The organism is Anaerobacillus sp. QJM3NY_17 (genome assembly GCF_056173665.1).
In genome coordinates this window covers 2,656,805-2,675,908 of the sequence record NZ_CM149685.1, presented here as the reverse complement: position 1 = coordinate 2,675,908, position 19,104 = coordinate 2,656,805, and the positions used below count along the sequence as shown (strand labels likewise).

The 19,104-nt window shown below is 39.5% G+C and carries 17 protein-coding genes; 16 read left to right on the top strand and 1 reads right to left on the bottom strand.

Translation table 11 applies throughout. The features are described from left to right. The first annotated feature begins 16 nt into the window (after nt 1-16). The 3 genes from recN to spo0A all read left to right on the top strand — a co-directional run bounded on the left by recN (nt 17) and on the right by spo0A (nt 4,174). Nucleotides 17-1,711, top strand: coding sequence for a DNA repair protein RecN (gene recN / locus AC0VYV_RS14010; RefSeq protein WP_475367730.1), 1,695 nt, complete (start codon nt 17-19; stop codon nt 1,709-1,711). Nucleotides 1,712-1,835: 124 nt separating this feature from the next. Continuing rightward, a complete protein-coding gene (gene spoIVB / locus AC0VYV_RS14005; RefSeq protein ID WP_430244683.1) occupies nt 1,836-3,131 on the top strand; it encodes a SpoIVB peptidase in 1,296 nt (431 codons plus the stop codon). A gap of 242 nt (nt 3,132-3,373) precedes the next feature. Further along, nucleotides 3,374-4,174, top strand: coding sequence for a sporulation transcription factor Spo0A (gene spo0A, locus AC0VYV_RS14000; protein WP_194222100.1), 801 nt, complete (start codon nt 3,374-3,376; stop codon nt 4,172-4,174). Between the two features lie 66 nt (nt 4,175-4,240). On the opposite strand, the gene AC0VYV_RS13995 is transcribed toward spo0A, so the two are convergent. Beyond that, nucleotides 4,241-4,480 carry a DUF2627 domain-containing protein gene (locus AC0VYV_RS13995; protein WP_430244680.1) on the bottom strand — a complete coding sequence of 80 codons (240 nt, stop codon included), beginning with the start codon at nt 4,478-4,480 and terminating at the stop codon, nt 4,241-4,243. Nucleotides 4,481-4,717: 237 nt separating this feature from the next. Between AC0VYV_RS13995 and AC0VYV_RS13990 the strand changes: the two genes are divergently transcribed. From AC0VYV_RS13990 to AC0VYV_RS13930, 13 genes are all read left to right on the top strand, one after another. Beyond that, nucleotides 4,718-6,784, top strand: a complete 2,067-nt coding sequence (locus AC0VYV_RS13990) for a sigma 54-interacting transcriptional regulator (RefSeq protein ID WP_475365461.1) — start codon at nt 4,718-4,720, stop codon at nt 6,782-6,784. A gap of 118 nt (nt 6,785-6,902) precedes the next feature. Continuing rightward, nucleotides 6,903-7,799, top strand: a complete 897-nt coding sequence (gene yqiS, locus AC0VYV_RS13985; protein WP_475367728.1) for a phosphate butyryltransferase — start codon at nt 6,903-6,905, stop codon at nt 7,797-7,799. Nucleotides 7,800-7,829: 30 nt separating this feature from the next. Next, nucleotides 7,830-8,927: a branched-chain amino acid dehydrogenase gene (gene bcd / locus AC0VYV_RS13980; protein WP_194222096.1), complete on the top strand. Its 1,098-nt coding sequence runs from the start codon at nt 7,830-7,832 to the stop codon at nt 8,925-8,927. A 14-nt stretch (nt 8,928-8,941) separates the two neighbouring features. After that, nucleotides 8,942-10,048: a butyrate kinase gene (gene buk / locus AC0VYV_RS13975; RefSeq protein ID WP_475367727.1), complete on the top strand. Its 1,107-nt coding sequence runs from the start codon at nt 8,942-8,944 to the stop codon at nt 10,046-10,048. Between the two features lie 78 nt (nt 10,049-10,126). Then, entirely contained in the window at nt 10,127-11,548 is a 1,422-nt protein-coding gene (lpdA, locus tag AC0VYV_RS13970) for a dihydrolipoyl dehydrogenase (protein WP_475365458.1), read from the top strand. Between the two features lie 28 nt (nt 11,549-11,576). Next, nucleotides 11,577-12,569 (top strand): thiamine pyrophosphate-dependent dehydrogenase E1 component subunit alpha, encoded by a 993-nt coding sequence (locus AC0VYV_RS13965; protein ID WP_194222093.1) that lies wholly within the window; start codon nt 11,577-11,579, stop codon nt 12,567-12,569. A 12-nt stretch (nt 12,570-12,581) separates the two neighbouring features. Next, a complete protein-coding gene (locus AC0VYV_RS13960; RefSeq protein ID WP_404681646.1) occupies nt 12,582-13,565 on the top strand; it encodes an alpha-ketoacid dehydrogenase subunit beta in 984 nt (327 codons plus the stop codon). Nucleotides 13,566-13,592: 27 nt separating this feature from the next. Continuing rightward, on the top strand, nt 13,593-14,888 hold the full coding sequence (locus tag AC0VYV_RS13955) for a dihydrolipoamide acetyltransferase family protein (RefSeq protein WP_430246966.1): 1,296 nt from the start codon (nt 13,593-13,595) through the stop codon (nt 14,886-14,888). A 126-nt stretch (nt 14,889-15,014) separates the two neighbouring features. Next, nucleotides 15,015-15,443 (top strand): BrxA/BrxB family bacilliredoxin, encoded by a 429-nt coding sequence (locus AC0VYV_RS13950; RefSeq protein WP_226614125.1) that lies wholly within the window; start codon nt 15,015-15,017, stop codon nt 15,441-15,443. 252 nt (nt 15,444-15,695) lie between these two features. Then, on the top strand, nt 15,696-16,496 hold the full coding sequence (locus AC0VYV_RS13945; protein WP_475373931.1) for a transporter substrate-binding domain-containing protein: 801 nt from the start codon (nt 15,696-15,698) through the stop codon (nt 16,494-16,496). Nucleotides 16,497-16,522: 26 nt separating this feature from the next. Beyond that, entirely contained in the window at nt 16,523-17,182 is a 660-nt protein-coding gene (locus AC0VYV_RS13940; RefSeq protein WP_475373930.1) for an amino acid ABC transporter permease, read from the top strand. Further along, nucleotides 17,175-17,897: an amino acid ABC transporter ATP-binding protein gene (locus AC0VYV_RS13935; protein ID WP_475373929.1), complete on the top strand. Its 723-nt coding sequence runs from the start codon at nt 17,175-17,177 to the stop codon at nt 17,895-17,897. Before AC0VYV_RS13940 ends, AC0VYV_RS13935 begins: the two co-directional genes overlap by 8 nt. Before the next feature lie 225 nt (nt 17,898-18,122). Further along, on the top strand, nt 18,123-19,091 hold the full coding sequence (locus AC0VYV_RS13930; protein WP_430246963.1) for an aromatic acid exporter family protein: 969 nt from the start codon (nt 18,123-18,125) through the stop codon (nt 19,089-19,091). Nucleotides 19,092-19,104: the final 13 nt, after the last annotated feature.

Sequence of the window (19,104 nt, the reverse complement as noted above, 5' to 3'; positions counted from 1 at the left end):
TTGAAGGTGGGAGAATATGTTAGCGGAACTATCCATTCGTAATTTTGCGATCATAGAAGCGATCACCGTTTCATTTGATCGTGGATTAACAGTCCTTACTGGAGAAACGGGCGCAGGTAAATCCATTATCATAGATGCCATTGGACTTTTAGTTGGTGGGAGAGGTTCTGCTGAATTCGTTCGTTATGGAACAAAAAAAGCAGAAATCGAAGGGTTGTTTCACATTGAACCTGAGCATCCAACAGTTCAAAAACTTGAGGACGTTGGGATTGAGTTTACTGATGAAATGGTTGTATTGCGACGTGATATCTCAAATACTGGTAAGAGCATTTGTCGAGTCAATGGAAAGTTAGTCACACTCGGGATTTTAAGGGAAATTGGTCAAACACTTATTGATATACATGGGCAGCATGAACACCAAGATTTGATGCAATCAGACAAACATTTAACGTTGCTCGATCAATTTGGTGACCGTGCTATTAGTCCGGCGTTAGTGGAATATCGAGACATTTTTCAAAGATACAAGAAAATTCAGCAGCAGATGAAGAATCTGACAGAAAACGAACAACAAATGGCACATAGATTAGATTTAATTCAATACCAACTTGAAGAAATTTCAAAAGCAGAATTATCTCCAAATGAAGATGAAGAATTAATGGAAGAGAAGCTACGTCTTGGCAATTTTGAGAAATTATTTTCTGCTCTTCAAGATGTCTATCATTCTCTGCATGGAGATAATAAAGGATTAGACTGGGTAGGACTTGCGATGGCGCAACTTGAATCAGTAACTGATCTTGATGAGGAATTACAAGGATACCACGAAGAAGTAGCTAATCAATTTTATCTGCTTGAAGAAACGGCTGGAAAGTTAAATACATATCGAGATCAACTTGAATTTGATCCTGCTCGTCTAGATTTTGTAGAAGAGCGTCTTAATGAAATACAGGTGCTCAAAAGGAAATACGGTGAATCGGTAGAAGAAATTTTGGAATATGCTGCTTCTATTGAAGATGAAGTCGATGAACTTGTAAATAGAGAAGACCGCGTAGAAGAGCTTGAATCCAATTTAAAAGGTATTAAAGCGGACCTGACCGTAGAAGCGGAAAACCTTACAAGACTTCGTAAAAAGGTCGCCAGTGATCTTGTAGAGGCGATTCATCATGAACTTAGAGATTTATATATGGGAAAGACAGAATTTGCTATTCATTTTAACGACTTAAATAATAAAAAAGAATCGTTTCACAGATCAGGACAAGATGATATTGATTTCATGATCTCTACAAATCCAGGTGAGCCGCTTAAAGAGCTTTCAAAAACAGCATCTGGCGGAGAATTATCACGTATAATGCTAGCGTTAAAATCCATCTTTTCAAAACACCAGGGAATAACCTCTATTATTTTTGATGAGGTTGATACAGGTGTTAGTGGAAGAGTTGCTCAAGCGATGGCTGAGAAGATTCAGCGCCTTTCTTCTGGTTCACAAGTTCTTGTTATTACACATCTTCCTCAGGTTGCCGCAATGGCTGACCATCACCTTTATATTTCTAAAGAAGAAACGGGTGAAGGGCGAACAAAGACAAGTGTTGGTAATTTAAGTGATGAAGAACAAATTGAAGAACTTGGAAGAATGATATCTGGCGCTGAAATGACAGAGCTAACAAAGAAACATGCGAGAGAATTATTGCATCAAGCGAACCAAATAAAATCATGATTTGAAATGCTATCCAACTCAGGGTAGCATTTTCATTTTTAGAGGTTATAATAACCGCGACTCAAGGCAAAATTATAGATACAGCCATGTTGGAGGTGTGAGCAAGAGCGAGGAGAGTGAAGGATTGAAGATAGAGATGTTTCGTAAATTGTTAGGCGTAGTTCTCCTTGGTTTTTTAATTGCACTTGGTTTTTCAAAGCCAGTACAATTATTTTTAACTATCCCAGACGAGATTATCATGTTCGAAGGAGATCAAACTAGGATCTCATCTGTAATACCCGCTGTTGCTTCGCTAGGAAGTACAGAAGTGGCAAGCCTAGATCAGCAGCAAAGCAACCTTACGATAAACGGCAAAAAAAGCGGTTCTGATATTCTGGATTTAACGGTAGGCGATTTCCCGGTCAAAAAAGTTGGCGTGAAAGTTCTTCCTGATTTTAAGGTTATACCTGGAGGACAGTCTATAGGTGTTAAATTAAACACACGTGGGGTGTTAGTAGTTGGCCACCATTTAATTCATACAAATGAGGGAGATCGTTCTCCGGGAGAAATAGCAGATATACAAGTTGGCGATATTATTACTAAGATCAATGGTCAGACCGTTAAGAAAATGAGTGATATTGGAACAATTGTTAAGAAAGCCGGTAGCGACGGTAATGCACTAAAAGTTACAATCGTGAGAGAAAATGAAGAATTAAGTAAGAAGCTGATTCCGGTGAAAGATAAACAAAATGAATCATACCGGATTGGATTATATATACGTGATTCTGCAGCTGGAGTTGGAACATTAACATTTTACCATCCTAATACAAAGAAGTATGGTGCACTCGGACACGTTATATCTGATATGGATACAAAAAAGCCAATTGTAGTGAACCATGGAGAAATTTATCCATCATCTGTCACTTCTATTGAGAAAGGGAGCAATGGACATCCAGGTGAGAAGCTGGCTAGATTTTCTAATACGGCCCAAAAGCTTGGAACGATTACGCGCAACAGTCCATTTGGAATCTTTGGAGAAATGAATAATGAAGTCAAAAAAGGCATGTATGACCAACCAATGCCTATTGCACTTTCTCACCAAGTGAAGGAAGGTCCTGCCAAAATATTAACAGTGGTTAAAGGTAGTGAAGTAAAAGAATACGATGTAGAAGTGATCAGTTCAATACCACAGAAGTTTCCAGCTACAAAAGGAATGGTTATTAAGGTAACGGATTCTGAACTATTAAAAGAAACAGGTGGAATTGTACAGGGAATGAGTGGAAGTCCGATTATTCAAGAGGGAAAAGTAATCGGTGCAGTCACGCATGTGTTCGTCAATGATTCCACTTCAGGCTATGGTGTTCACATTGAATGGATGCTTGAAGAGGCTGGGATTAATATTTATGAAGAAAGTCGTCATGAGAAGCGAACAGCGAGCTAAAAAAAGCTCACTGTTCGCTTTCTTTCGTTTTTCAACCATGATATACTGTGGATGAAGAAAATTCGACAAAATTGAAAGAGTATTCAGAAAAAGTAGTAACGTGTAGTAAATTGAAGAATAGCTAAGAATTATGTGGAATAAATATTGTTTTTAAAAGTTTTTAGAAATTTTAGAGGAAATTTACCAAATCCGTTGAATGTCTATACTACGGTAACCAAACTTGTGGAAGGAGAGACGGAACCGTGCAAAAAATAAAAGTATGTTTAGCTGATGATAATCGCGAATTAGTTAATTTGATTGAGGAATATATGTCACGACAGGAGGATATGGAGGTAGTCGGAACCGCTTCCAATGGTCAGGAGTGCTTGGAAGTGCTTGAAGATCACGAGCCTGATGTACTTGTTCTAGATATTATCATGCCTCATCTCGATGGCCTAGCAGTTCTGGAACGCTTACGTGAAATGAATTACACTTGTAGCGTTATTATGCTTACTGCGTTCGGACAAGAGGATGTAACCAAAAAAGCTGTGGACCTTGGAGCATCCTACTTTATTTTGAAGCCGTTTGATATGGATAATTTGGCAAGCCATGTGAGGCAGGTAAGTGGTAAGAAAACAACGTTTACCACAAATGGCGGATCATACAAACGCCCGCAACGAGAAAACAGACCAAGAAACCTTGATGCAAGTATCACTAGTATTATTCATGAAATTGGAGTTCCTGCACATATTAAAGGTTACATGTATTTGAGAGAAGCGATCACGATGGTTTACAATGATATTGAACTACTTGGATCTATTACGAAGGTCTTGTATCCAGATATCGCAAAGAAATTCAATACAACCTCTTCAAGAGTTGAGCGGGCTATCCGTCATGCAATCGAAGTAGCATGGAGTCGAGGGAATGTGGAGTCTATTTCCAATCTGTTTGGTTATACAGTAAGCATGTCAAAAGCAAAACCAACAAATAGTGAATTCATTGCGATGGTTGCCGATAAGCTTCGCATTGAGCACAATATGGATAATTATTCTCATAGCAGGTAAAGTGCACTATTAAATAAGTTTTTAACGAAAAACAAAGCCCGAAATCAAAAGGGCTTTGTTTTTTTGTTATTGTTTCTTTGAAGAAAATTTCTGCTGCACTTTATTTCGCTTACGATCACGATAGAAAATAAACCCACCGACAAAAGAAAGACCGGCTATAAGAAAGACTAGACCGAGAATGAATTGAACAATAAGAGAATTGAACGGTGGGTTAAGTACACCGAAAAGAACGTCTCTCATTAATTTAATACCGATTACTCCTAAAATCCCTGGAATTAATACGATAAGTAAAGCGATTAACCTCATTACCCGCGCACCCTTTCTAGACATCACTAGTGTTATTGTAGCGAACTCTGAATAAAGTGTCTATGCGTGTTTGTACCGGATTTTGTTACAACGGCATTGAGAAATACTAAATGGATAATCAACACGATAAGTTAACATAGTCAAAAAAGTGAACCATGCATGATTTGTCAAAATAAGAAAAGAGATGTATGATAGGTATGAAATATATTGCATGTATAGGATGCAGGTGATGAATATTTGCGAACATGTATGATTGTAGGTGCCGGAAAAGGCGGGGTAGCACTTTTGGATATCTTACAAGAGACTGAAATGATGAATGTTATTGCAATGGTTGATTGTAATTTAGATGCGCCTGGTATTCTTAAAGCTCGTCAAAGCGGCATTGCTGTTTTTGACAATTGGAAAGTTGCACTAAAGCGTTTTGAAATCGATGTCATTGTTGAAGCTACTGGAAATGAGAGTGTTTTTGAAGAGATTAGAGACATGCGAGAGAAGCATACTGTATTGATTCCAGGTTCAGTTGCTAACATCGTCCTTAAGTTAATTGAAGAAAAAGAAGATTTAATTGACACTTTGCGCCATCAATCAAAACAGCAGGAAATTATTCTTGATTCTACTCATGACGGTATGATTGCGGTCAATATAAATGAAGAAGTGACGTTATTTAATCGGAGTGCTGAGAAAATTACCGGAATTTCCAAAACACATGCTGGTGGAAAAATAATTGGGTCTCTCATGGCCTCTAGCATGTTGCCTCGGGTTTTATCTTCCGGCCAGCCGGAAATTAATCAAGAGCAGCTTCTTCCAAATGGGAAAAAAATTATTACGACACGAATCCCGATGTTTGATGATGAAGGCAGACGAATTGGCGCATTAGCGGTTTTTAAAGACATGACAGCTATTGAGCAAATGGCACAAGAAGTTACTAATTTAAAAAGCGTGCAGTCAATGCTTGAAGCCATTATTCAATCATCTGATGAAGCGATTTCTGTTGTTGATGAACAAGGGAAAGGTCTAATGATCAATCCGGCTTATACGAGGTTAACGGGTCTTGAACATGACCAAGTTATTGGCAAGCCGGCGAGTACAGACATATCTGAAGGTGAAAGCATGCATATGCGTGTATTAAGGACCAGGAAGCCTGTGCGTGGTGTTCAGATGAAGGTTGGACCGAGTAAGAGAGAAGTTGTTGTTAATGTTTCTCCGGTTATTGTCGATGGCAGATTGAAGGGCAGTGTAGGCGTCATTCACGATATTTCAGAACTTCATTCATTGAATAGTCAACTGCAGAGAGCAAGACAAATTATTCGAACGCTTGAAGCGAAATATTCATTTGAAGATATTATAGGGAAATCAGAAGAAATGACGTTTTCTGTCCAGCAAGCAAAGCTTGCAGCCTCTACACCAGCAACCGTGCTCCTCCGTGGAGAATCCGGGACTGGGAAAGAACTATTTGCACATGCCATACATAATGCCAGTGATCGTAAGTACAACAAGTTTGTTAGAGTGAACTGTGCGGCTATTTCAGAATCACTATTTGAAAGTGAACTTTTTGGCTATGAGGACGGTGCGTTTTCAGGTGCCCGTCAAGGGGGGAAACGAGGACTTTTTGAAGAAGCGAATGGCGGAAGTATTTTTCTTGATGAAATTGGAGAGGTGTCATTAGGTACACAGGCGAAGCTTCTTCGCGTTCTTCAGGAACGTGAAATTGTTCGAGTGGGTGGAGCGAAGCCGGTTTCCATCAATGTAAGAATTATTGCAGCCACCAATGCAAAACTTGAAAAAAGAATAATCGATGGTTCATTTAGGGAAGATTTATACTATCGATTAAATCGTTTACCGATCCAAATCCCTCCACTAAGGCAACGCAAAGAAGATATTGCTTCACTTGCTGAGCATCTTCTTACAAAAATCAACCAAGATTATGGAAGAAACGTTGAGGGGATTACGTCATCAGCTATTGATTATTTAAAAAGCTATGATTGGCCTGGAAACGTTAGAGAATTTGAAAATGTACTTGGTAGAATTGTTATTCATATGGATACATCTGAAAGCATGATTGACCTTGAACATCTTCCGTCCTTATTAAGCGAAAAGAAAGACGCTGATTTATTGTCGGTAGAACGTACCCCTGACAAAATGCTATCCCAGTTAGTTGATGAATTTGAGAGGAAAACGATTCAGCAAACTCTTGAGCATTACGGTGGGAATAAAACTGCCACGGCAAAGGCGTTAGGAGTGTCACTTCGAAATTTGTATTATAAAATGGAGAAACACGAAATTGAAAAATCTAGCATGCAATAATTTGCATGGGTTGCGAATTATTGCATAGTTCAATAACCGCGAATCCTTGTTGCGTCAACAAGTGAGAATTGGCATGGAACTTGCATAATAGTATGATGGCGTAAAAGGAGGGACATCAATGAATCTAGATCAACTTGTGAAGAAGGTAGCGGAACAGCCGACTAAAACAGTTGCGCTTGCCTCCGCGGCAGATCAAGAAGTGATTGAAGCAGTTCATAAAGCCATTGACAAACAACTTGCTTCATTCATCCTTTACGGAGATCAGAACAAAATCGAGCAAATGCTAGATAATCACGGATTATCTCAATCAACATTTATCAAGGTTGTCCAGGCTCGATCAGACCAGGAGGCTTCGAGAGCTGCTGTTATGGCGGTTAGAAATGGAGAAGCTGATGTGTTAATGAAAGGAATGGTCTCCACTTCGGTTATTTTAAAAGAAGTTTTAAATAAAGAATATGGGTTACGAAAAGGAAAAGTACTTTCTCACATAGCTGCGTTTGACGTTCAGGGATACGAACGCCTGATCTTCGTGACAGACTCAGGTATGAATATTGCCCCGGATTTAACGCAAAAGGTTGAAATTGTTAAAAACGCTGTATATATTGCGAAAAGCATTGGTGTTACATTACCTAAAGTTGTACCGCTTGCTGCAGTAGAAGTGGTCAATCCTGCTATGCAGGCGACGCTTGATGCATCAGCACTTACACAAATGAATAATAGAGGTCAAATTGCTGATTGTATCATTGATGGACCACTTGCACTAGATAATGCTATTTCTGTCGAGGCAGCTGAGCATAAAGGGATAAAGAGTGAAGTTGCAGGTAAAGCAGATATTCTTCTTGTCCCTTCAATTGAAGTGGGGAATGCACTATATAAATCACTCGTTTATTTTGCAAATGCAAAAGTTGGTGGAGTTATTGCAGGTGCAAAGGCGCCAATTGTTTTAACTTCTCGAGCAGATAGTGCACAAAGTAAAGTTTATAGTATCGCGCTTGCGGTTAGTTCAGCTAAATAAATTTTTAGGAAAACAGAGAGGGAGATTTAAATGGAACTTTTTACTTATATGGAGAAATATGATTACGAACAAGTGGTAGTTTGTCAGGATAAAGCTTCAGGGTTAAAAGCGATTATCGCCATTCATGATACAACACTAGGACCAGCTCTTGGTGGTACAAGAATGTGGACATATGCTTCCGAAGAAGCGGCGTTTGAAGATGCTCTTCGTCTTGCAAAAGGGATGACTTACAAAAATGCTGCGGCTGGCTTGAATCTTGGAGGGGGAAAAACTGTTATTATTGGTGACCCTCGCAAAGACAAAAACGAAGCAATGTTCCGTGCGTTCGGTCGTTACATTCAGGGTCTAAATGGTCGTTATATTACTGCGGAAGACGTAGGTACAACAGTTCAAGATATGGATATGATCCACGAAGAGACAGAGTATGTAACGGGTATTTCACCGGCATTTGGTTCTTCTGGTAACCCTTCTCCTGTAACAGCATACGGTGTTTATGTTGGAATGAAGGCAGCTGCAAAAGAAGCATTCGGTACCGATTCGTTAGAAGGTAAAACAGTAGCAGTTCAGGGAGTTGGGAATGTTGCATATAACCTTTGCAAACATCTTCACGAAGAAGGAGCTTCACTTGTAGTCACTGACATTAACAAAGAATCTGTTGATCGTGCAGTTGCTGATTTTGGAGCGAAAGCAGTCGATCCGGACGATATTTACGAAGTAGAGTGCGACATTTTCGCTCCTTGTGCACTTGGTGCCATTATTAATGACGAGACTATAGGGAAAATTAAAGCAAAAGTTATTGCAGGAGCGGCTAACAACCAGCTTCGCGAAACGTCTCATGGTGATCAGATTCACGAAATGGGTATCGTATATGCACCGGACTATGTAATTAACGCAGGTGGCGTTATTAACGTTGCTGATGAGCTTTATGGTTATAATCGCGATCGCGCTATGAAACGTGTTGATGGCATTTATGACACCATTGCGAAAGTCATTGAAATCTCTAAACGCGATGGTATTCCTACTTATGCAGCAGCTGACCGCCTTGCTGAAGAAAGAATTGAGCAAATGAAGCAATCAAGAAGCCAATTCTTAATGAATTCTCAGCACATTCTAGGTCATCGCAGATAAACGGAGGGTTTCGAGTGACAGATAAAGAATATCGACTTCTGGTAATCAACCCGGGATCAACATCGACTAAAATAGGTGTTTTTGATAATGAACGTGCCGTATTTGAGAAATCATTACGGCACGATACGGATGAGATTAATCAATTCAAAACCATCATCGATCAGTATGAATTCAGAAAAAACACTATTCTTGAAGCGTTAGATGAAGAAGATATTAACATTTCGAGGTTATCGGCAGTAGTAGGCCGTGGTGGTTTATTACGTCCCATTGAAGGGGGGACGTATTCAGTCAATGACATGATGCTCGAAGATCTTCGAAACGGTTTCTCAGGTGAACACGCTTCAAATTTAGGTGGAATTATTGCCTTTGAAATTGCTGAACAGCTAAATATTCCTTCTTTTATTGTAGATCCGGTTGTTGTGGATGAGCTTCAAGATGTGGCCCGTCTTTCGGGAGTGCCTGAAATAGAGCGCAAAAGTATATTTCATGCCTTAAACCAAAAGGCTGTTGCTAGAAGAGTTGCATCCCAACTGAATAGTAAATACGAAGAGTTGAACCTTATCGTAACTCATATGGGTGGGGGGATTACGGTAGGCGCGCATCATAAAGGGAAAGTTATTGATGTGAATAATGGTTTGCATGGGGAAGGTCCTTTCTCACCTGAACGTGCCGGTACAGTTCCGGTAGGAGAATTAGTATCTATGTGCTTCTCCGGAGAATACTATGCAGATGAAATTATGAAAAAGGTCGTTGGACAAGCTGGTTACGTTGGTTATCTGGGGACGAATGATGCTGTGAAAGTAGAGCGGCGAATCAGTGAAGGTGATGAGAGAGCAAAGCTCGTTTTTGACGCAATGGCATATCAAGTAGCAAAAGAGATCGGTGCTGCTAGCGCTGTTCTTGCTGGAGAGGTCGATGCGATTGTATTAACGGGTGGACTAGCATATGGTAAGCAGTTTGTATCTCAAATAACAGATCAGATTAAGTGGATCGCTGACGTTATTGTCCATCCTGGAGAAAATGAGCTCCAGGCTTTAGCTGAAGGTGGATTACGGGTGTTGAGAAAAGAAGAAAAGGCAAAAGTATACCCTGTTTCTTCCGTAGAATCGACTGTCATGTAATGGTTATTAACTTTTTCATATGATTGTTACGACCTTAACTGTAAAAGGGAATAAATTGTTCTATAAAGGAGAATTTGAATGGCTGAAGAATATGATCTCGTCATTATGGGTGGAGGTACTGGTGGCTATGTAGCCGCTATACGGGCTTCACAACTTGGTCTCAAAACGGCAATTGTTGAAAAACGTGAACTTGGTGGAACATGTTTGCATCGTGGATGTATTCCTAGTAAAGCATTGCTTCGAAGTGCTGAAGTGTATGCTACTGCTAAGCACGGTGAAGAGTTTGGCGTTATGGCTAAAGAAATTGCCCTAGACTTTAAGAAAGTTCAAGAACGTAAACAAGGTATCGTTGACCAACTTCATAAAGGTGTTCAACACCTAATGAAGCAGGGGAAGATTGATGTATTTGAGGGCTTTGGTAGAATTCTTGGACCATCTATCTTTTCTCCAATGCCTGGTACGGTCTCAGTCGAGATGAATAACGGAGAAGAAAATGCAATGCTAATTCCCAAAAACGTTATTGTTGCAACTGGTTCTAAACCGCGTACGCTTCCAGGCCTTGAAATAGATGGCGAATATGTTATGACTTCTGATGAAGCGCTTCGTATGGAAAGTCTACCATCTTCGATCATCATTGTCGGCGGAGGCGTAATCGGGATTGAATGGGCTTCAATGCTTGTTGATTTTGGTGTAGACGTTACGGTTGTAGAATATGCGGATCGGATCGTACCAACAGAAGACAAGGATATCTCTAAAGAAGCGCATAAGCTTATGAAGAAAAAAGGAATCAAGCTTTTCACTGGAGCAAAGGTGATGGGTGATTCTCTTACAATAGATAATGGTGTCTCCATTGATGCTGAGCATGAAGGGGAAACCAAAACATTTACTGCTGACAAAATGCTTGTATCAGTTGGGCGTGAGGCAAATGTGAAAAACATTGGACTTGAGAACACGACGATCGAGGTAGACAAGGGTGTCATCCAGACCAATGAATATTACCAAACGAAAGAATCTCATATTTATGCGATTGGTGATGTTATTGGAGGAATGCAGCTAGCTCACGTGGCTTCTCATGAAGGGATTACCGCCGTTGAACATTTAGCGGATCAAAATCCTGAACCAATTGATTACACAATGGTTTCTAGCTGCATTTACAGCAGTCCAGAAATGGCAAGTGTAGGCTTGACAGAAAATCAGGCAAAAGAACAAGGTCATAATGTTAAGGTTGGGAAATTCCCTTTTAAAGCGATTGGCAAGGCGCTTGTTTTTGGGGAGTCTGATGGTTTTGTGAAAATTGTAGCTGATGCTGATAACGAGGATCTCCTTGGCGTACATATGATTGGTCCTCATGTAACAGATATGATTTCTGAAGCTGGTCTTGCAAAAGTACTAGATGCTGCATCATGGGAAGTGGCACATACAATCCATCCTCACCCTACATTATCCGAGGCAATTGGTGAAGCTGCGCTTGCAGTGGATGGAAAAGCAATTCATTCTTAATAAAGGTTATATAAGGAGGTAAAACATTATGGCTGAAAATCGTCATGAAGCATTAGGTCTCTCTGATGAAAGAGTGCTCGAAATGTTTGAAACAATGTTAATGGCTCGTAAAATTGATGAACGCATGTGGTTACTTAACCGAGCTGGGAAAATTCCATTTGTAATCTCTTGTCAAGGGCAGGAGGCAGCACAGGTAGGCTCTGCCTTTGCAATGGATCCAGAAAAAGATTTTGTCGCTCCTTATTATCGTGATATGGGAGTTGTCCTTGCGTTCGGTATGACTGCAAAAGACCTTATGCTATCTGGATTTGCGAAAGCAGAAGATCCAAACTCTGCAGGTCGTCAAATGCCTGGGCATTTCGGACAGAAGAAGAATAATATCATTACTGGGTCTTCTCCAGTAACAACGCAAGTACCACATGCGGTAGGATTTGCTCTTGCGGGGCGTATGGAAGGGAAAGATCTTGTCACATTCTGCTCATTCGGTGAAGGTTCATCGAACCAGGGTGATTTCCATGAAGCAGCAAACTTTGCTGGTGTTCATAAGTTACCAGTTCTATTCGTATGTGAAAACAATAAATATGCGATTTCAGTACCAGTTTCTAAGCAGTTAGCTTGTGAGAAAGTATCAGACCGTGCGATCGGTTATGGTATGCCAGGAGTAACTGTTGATGGAAATGATCCACTTGCTGTATATGAAGCATCAAAAGAAGCAGTTGAAAGAGGACGTCGCGGTGATGGTCCAACATTGATTGAGACAGTTTCTTATCGTTTAACGCCTCACTCAAGTGATGACGACGATCGCGCCTATCGTACGCGTGAGGAAGTAGAAGAAGCTAAGAAAAAGGATGCGATCATTACCTTTGCAGCTTATTTAAAAGAGGTTGGCGTTCTAACAGATGAGATTGAAAAAGAAATTCACGACCGTGTTCAAAAAGAGGTCGATGAAGCAACAGAATACGCAGAAAATGCGGATTATGCACCTGCCGAAGATGCAATGAAGCATGTATACGCAGAGTAAGGGGGAACCATTATGCCAGTTATTTCATATATTCAATCGATAACCCAGGCCCTAAGAGAAGAAATGCAGCGTGATAAGAAAGTCTTTGTATTAGGTGAAGATGTTGGGGTACGAGGTGGAGTTTTCCGCGCTACTGATGGTTTGTATGATGAGTTTGGAGAACAACGAGTGATTGATACTCCACTTGCAGAGTCTGCTATCGCGGGCGTTGGTATCGGTGCTGCAATGTATGGGATGCGTCCTGTAGCTGAAATGCAGTTTGCTGATTTCATCATGCCTGCGGTCAATCAAATCGTATCAGAAGCGGCAAAAATTCGTTATCGTTCTAACAATGATTGGAGCTGTCCAATTACCATTCGTGCTCCTTATGGTGGTGGGGTGCATGGTGCTCTTTATCATTCGCAATCTGTCGAAGCGCTTTTTGCTAATGTACCGGGACTTAAAATTGTTATGCCATCAACTCCTTACGATGCAAAAGGATTACTAAAAGCAGCGATTCGTGATGACGATCCAGTTCTTTTCTTTGAGCATAAACGAGCTTATCGTTTAATTAAAGGACAGGTGCCTGAAGAAGAGTATACGCTTCCCATAGGAAAAGCGGATGTGAAGCGTGAGGGTGACGATATCACGGTTATTACATACGGTCTAAGCGTTCACTTTGCCCTTCAAGCAGCCGAGAAGCTTGAGAAAGACGGTATTTCTGCTCATGTTCTTGATCTTCGAACAGTATACCCGCTTGATCGTGAAGCGATTGTAGAAGCGGCGAAGAAGACAGGAAAGGTTCTTCTTGTTACAGAGGATAATAAAGAAGGAAGCATTATTAGTGAAGTTTCAGCGATAATTGCGGAAGAGTGTCTTTTTGATCTTGACGCTCCAATTCAACGCCTTGCAGGACCTGATGTCCCAGCAATGCCGTATTCTCCTCCGATGGAGAAATATTTCATGTTAAATCCTGATAAAGTCGAGAAAGCGATGCGTGAATTAGCTGAATTTTAAACCGTGGGATGAATAGGAGGGATTAGAGTGGCAGTTGAAAAAATACTCATGCCCCAGTTGGGCGAGAGTGTCACAGAAGGTACAATTGAGAAATGGCTAGTTGAAGTTGGCGATACTGTTAATAAGTACGATCCAATTGCGGAAGTAAATACTGATAAAGTGAATGCGGAAGTTCCATCATCTTATACAGGCGTAATTAAAGAGCTTGTAGCTGCAGAAGGCGATACGATTGAAGTAGGCGAACTGGTTTGCTATATCGATATTGAAGGTGGAGCATCAGAAGAAAAGCAAGAAGAATCTACTGGTCAAAAAGCGATAGAGAATATATCTGAAGATAAAAAAGATCAAGAAGAAGTAGATCAGCCGATGAAACGTCGTTATTCACCAGCTGTTCTCCGTATGGCTCAGGAAAACAATCTTGATCTTGAACAAATAAGCGGTTCTGGTAAAGGTGGGCGTATTACCCGTAAAGATATCCAGAAGGTGATTGAGTCAGGTGAAATGCCAGCACCTAAAGAAGAACCTAAAGCTGTTAGCAAGAAGGAAGAGAAGAAAGAAGCTCCAAAAGCTCCAGTGAAAGAAACTTCTGAAGGAAAAGGAGCAGATGTTCCTGTAGCAGAAGGGGATATTGAAATTCCTGTTACTGGTGTTCGTCGTGCGATTGCCAACAATATGCTTCGCAGTAAGCATGAAGCGCCACATGCATGGACGATGATTGAAGTTGACGTAACGAATCTCGTTGAATATCGAAATGGGATAAAAGATGACTTTAAGAAGAAGGAAGGATATGGCTTAACGTTCTTTGCGTTCTTTGTTAAAGCTGTCGTAGAAGCTCTGAAAGAATTCCCTCAAATGAATTCAATGTGGGCTGGCGATAAGATCGTTCAGAAAAAAGATATTAATATTTCCATTGCTGTAGGAACAGATGAATCTCTTTTCGTCCCTGTTATTAAAAATGCAGACGAAAAATCAATTAAAGGCATTGCTCGCGAAGTGAAAGAGCTTGCTCAAAAAGCCAAAACGGGTAAATTGAAGGGTGAAGAAATGCAGGGTGGAACATTCACTGTGAATAACACTGGGTCTTTCGGCTCTGTTCAATCCATGGGGATTATAAACTATCCTCAAGCAGCCATTCTTCAAGTTGAGAGTATTGTGAAGCGTCCTGTAGTTATGAACAACGGTATGATTGCTGTTCGTGATATGGTTAACCTTTGCCTTTCTCTTGACCATAGAGTTCTAGATGGCATGATTTGCGGTAAGTTTCTTGCTCGGGTAAAAGAAAATCTAGAGACGATTTCAAAAGACAATACTTCCGTTTATTAAGAAATACAGCCGTCCTTACTCGGATGGCTGTTTTTTTTGATAAAGTTTGAAAGCGTTTCTTGGAAAAGTATAGGGATTCGCGATACAATAAGAGAGAAGCTTTCATGATAAAGGGAGGAATATAAAATGTCTATGGACTTTAATTTATTTATGAACGACGTTGTTGCAACAGCTCGTGAAGAAATCAAAGCAGCAGGATATAAAGAATTAACAACTTCTGAAGAAGTAGAAGAGGTTGTGACAAGTAAAGGAACAACGCTTGTGATGGTAAACTCTGTATGTGGATGTGCAGGAGGGGTTGCGCGACCGGCTGCAAAAATGGCTATTACAAACGAGAAGGTGCCAGATCAACTTGTAACTGTGTTTGCAGGTCAAGATAAAGAGGCTACAGCAACAGCACGTTCATACTTCAAAGGTTTTGCACCATCTTCTCCATCGTTTGCTATATTAAAAGACGGAGAAATTATTAATATGGTTGAACGTCATGAAATCGAAGGTAGCGATCCTGAAGAAGTATCTGGAATGCTACAATACTTATTTAATAAATATTGTTAAATTGAACTCATTTACTCAAAAGCACCAGGCAAACTTGCCTGGTGCTTTTTTGCATATAATATTAGTTTCTGCTTCTTTAATTAAGAAGGAACAAGAGAGTTTTTTGTTTAATAATACAGAATAAACCGAATTTAACAACTTTAATTTATATAAAATAATATGAATAAATATGTAGAAATCTAAATTATTATCTGCTATAGTAATCATTATACAAAAAAACGAATTATTATACATTGATCAGGGGGATTTAAAATGAAGAAAAATTGGCTAATGGTTATGGTTGGATTATTCATGGTGATGGCACTAGTTGCATGCGGATCTTCAAATGAAAATTCGAACGAAGAAGAAAGTGGAGGTTCATCTGAAGAAACGCTCATTATGGGAACTTCAGCTGATTATCCGCCGTTTGAATACATTGATTCTGCAAAAGGAGAAGATATTATTGGTTTTGACGTCGATATTGCAAACTACATCGCTGATGAGTTGGGATATAATGTGGAAATTAAAGATATGGATTTTAGCGGATTAATTACAGCACTAAGTAGTGAACGTGTTGATTTCGTTCTTGCAGGAATGACGCCTACAGATGAACGTAAGGAAAATGTCGATTTCTCAGAAATTTATTATTCAGCTAATCACATGGTTGTTTCTTTATCAGATAATAAAATGTCAAAGCCAGAAGACCTTAACGGAGCAAAAGTTGGTGTTCAGCTTGGATCGATTCAAGAAGATAAAGCGAATGAGCTAAAAGACAGTGGAATAAATATGGAGATTATCACATTAAATCGAATTCCAGAACTGATTCAAGAACTTAAGTCAGGACGTTACGATGCCATTATTATTGAAGATACGGTAGCGAAGGGCTACTTAGAAAGTAATGAAGATTTAACTGGTGAGAACCTTCCTAATACCGAGGAAGCAGGGTCAGCTGTCGCTTTTCCAAAAGATAGTGAACTGACTGAAGAATTTGACGAAGTAATTAAAGAAATGAAAAAAAATGGCAAGATGGACGAGCTTATTGAGAAATGGTTTGGTCAAGACACTGTAAAATAACACCTTAGAAGAAAGGATGATCAGGCATGGATTTGGATTTCAGCCAATTCGTGCCTAATATTCCCTACATCCTGCAAGGAATATTGGTCACGTTAAAGTTTGTAAGTGTATCTGCAATAGTAGGATTTGTGCTTGGTACGGTTCTCGCATTATTTAAAATTGGTAGAGTAAAGGTTCTAACTTGGATAGCTGATGCCTATACTTCCGTTTTCCGGGGAACGCCACTTATTTTACAGCTACTATTATTCTATCATGCAACTCCTCAGCTAACGGGTTATGATATTTCAGCTTTTGAAGCCGGTGTCCTTTCATTTGGTCTAAATTCAGCTGCATATATTTCCGAAATTATTCGGGCTGGAATTCGTGCAGTAGACAGTGGACAGAATGAAGCGGCTGCTGCATTGGGTATACCTTATCGTCCGATGATGAAGGATATCATTTTACCACAGGCTATGAAAAACATTTTACCTGCACTCATGAATGAATTTATTACATTAACGAAGGAATCAGCGATTGTATCTGTTATTGGTGTGTTTGATATTATGAGAAGAAGTCAAATAGTGGCAGCAGAGAAGTTCAAGTATTTTGAGCCATTACTTATTGCGGGGATCATTTATTACTTACTCGTTATGATATTAACTCTAGTTGGAAAAATGGTGGAAAGGAGAATGAGGCGGAGTGATTAAAATAGACAATTTACACAAGAAGTTTGGAACTCTTAAAGTATTAACTGATATTCAAACAACGATTCAAAAAGGAGAAGTAGTTGCAATTATTGGACCTTCTGGATCTGGTAAATCAACTCTTCTTCGATGTATGAATCAATTAGAGAATGCAACCTCCGGAACAATCTGGGTAGATGATAAAAAATTAACAGATCCCACTACAAACGTCATGGAGTTACGTCAGTCTATTGGGATGGTGTTCCAGCATTTTCACCTTTTTCCTCATAAAACAGTATTGGAAAATCTTATTTATGCCCCAATGAAAGTAAAAGGATTAAAGCGAGAGGCTGCTGAGAAAAAAGCACATGAGCTCCTATTGCAAGTTGGGCTTTCAATGAAGGCGAATGAATATCCGAAACGGCTTTCTGGAGGTCAAAAGCAACGTGTAGCCATAGCTAGAGCCCTAGCTATGGAACCTGAGTATATGTTGTTTGATGAACCGACTTCTGCACTCGATCCTGAAATGGTAAAAGAAGTTCTTGATGTAATGAAGGATCTTGGTCAATCAGGGATGACTATGGTGATTGTTACACATGAAATGGCTTTTGCAAGAGAAGCAGCTGATCGTATCCTTTTTCTTGATGGAGGAAAGCTTGTGGAAGAAAGTGAACCTGCAGTATTCTTCAATGAACCAAAAACAGATCGAGCAAAAGCATTCTTAGAAAAAGTGTTATGAAGTGAGCCTATGGCTCACTTTTTTTGTTGAGTATAAGATAAAGCGTCTGAATTGGATATATAATCGGACTATCACAACTATAGAATGTAAGGTTTTATTGTGAAAATATTTTTTTGAAAGCGCTATTTAAAGAGAATTTGCTGTTCAACGATTCGAAAATGGTTTAGACTCTGATAATTGAAGGATATTAAAGTAGTAAGTCATATTTGGAAGGAAGTATCTTTATTGAAAGTGAAAATTGGTTATAGAACGGTAAAAACGGCAATAGGTACTGGTGTTGCGATAACAATCGCCCAATTGTTTTCTCTTGATAACTACGTTTCTGCTGGCATACTTACCATTCTTTGTATAAAACCGACGACTAAACGGTCTTTTCGAAGTTCATGGGAACGATTTCTAGCTTGTTTACTCGGAATTGTGTTTAGCGCTGTATTTTTTGAAGGAATCGGATATACACCGTTTAGCATCTCACTATTGTTGCTTTTCTTTATACCAGCCGTTGTCGCCATCAAGGCAACCGAAGGCGTTATTACAAGCTCAGTTATCATTCTCCATATTTATAATTTTAATCAAGTAAGCTGGGACATTGTATGGAACGAAGTAGCTATTATTGTTATTGGTATAGGTGTTGCTCTTCTATTTAACCTCTATATGCCAAGTCTTGAGAAAGATTTATTGAATATTAGAAAACAAATTGAAGAGAAGTTTTCTGTGATCTTAATGGAATACGCGGTTTATCTTCGAGAAGGTGAAAGCAGCTGGGACGGTAAAGAAATCATTGAAGTAGGTGATTTGCTTCAGTATGCGAAGAACTTAGCTCTTAAAGATATCGAAAATCATATGATTCGCGATGATGATAAGTACTATGTTTATTTCAAAATGCGAGAAAAACAATTTACGATATTAGAGAGAGTGTTGCCGATTATTTCTTCACTCGATCAAACATATATTCACGGTCGTAAAATTGCCGATTTTATGGAAAAGCTTAGTGAAGCTGTTAAACCCCAAAATACTGCGAATCTTTTTCTAGAAGAGCTTGAATCCATGAGAGAAGAATTTAGGAATTCGCCGTTACCTGTTGCTCGAGACGAATTTGAAACGCGGTCAGCTCTTCTATATTTTCTAAATGAAATCGAACAATATTTGCTATTAAAACGATACTTTAAACCGGGAGCTTTCTCAAAATCCGAATGAATTGAATAAATAG

Bases quoted from the DNA above. Each gene is read 5' to 3' on its own strand.
- recN (WP_475367730.1), top strand. From the start codon at position 17: ATGTTAGCGGAACTATCCATTCGTAATTTTGCGATCATAGAAGCGATC.
- AC0VYV_RS13995 (WP_430244680.1), bottom strand. From the start codon at position 4,480: ATGAGGTTAATCGCTTTACTTATCGTATTAATTCCAGGGATTTTAGGA.
- yqiS (WP_475367728.1), top strand. From the start codon at position 6,903: ATGAATCTAGATCAACTTGTGAAGAAGGTAGCGGAACAGCCGACTAAA.
- bcd (WP_194222096.1), top strand. From the start codon at position 7,830: ATGGAACTTTTTACTTATATGGAGAAATATGATTACGAACAAGTGGTA.
- lpdA (WP_475365458.1), top strand. From the start codon at position 10,127: ATGGCTGAAGAATATGATCTCGTCATTATGGGTGGAGGTACTGGTGGC.
- AC0VYV_RS13965 (WP_194222093.1), top strand. From the start codon at position 11,577: ATGGCTGAAAATCGTCATGAAGCATTAGGTCTCTCTGATGAAAGAGTG.
- AC0VYV_RS13960 (WP_404681646.1), top strand. From the start codon at position 12,582: ATGCCAGTTATTTCATATATTCAATCGATAACCCAGGCCCTAAGAGAA.
- AC0VYV_RS13950 (WP_226614125.1), top strand. From the start codon at position 15,015: ATGTCTATGGACTTTAATTTATTTATGAACGACGTTGTTGCAACAGCT.
- AC0VYV_RS13945 (WP_475373931.1), top strand. From the start codon at position 15,696: ATGAAGAAAAATTGGCTAATGGTTATGGTTGGATTATTCATGGTGATG.
- AC0VYV_RS13940 (WP_475373930.1), top strand. From the start codon at position 16,523: ATGGATTTGGATTTCAGCCAATTCGTGCCTAATATTCCCTACATCCTG.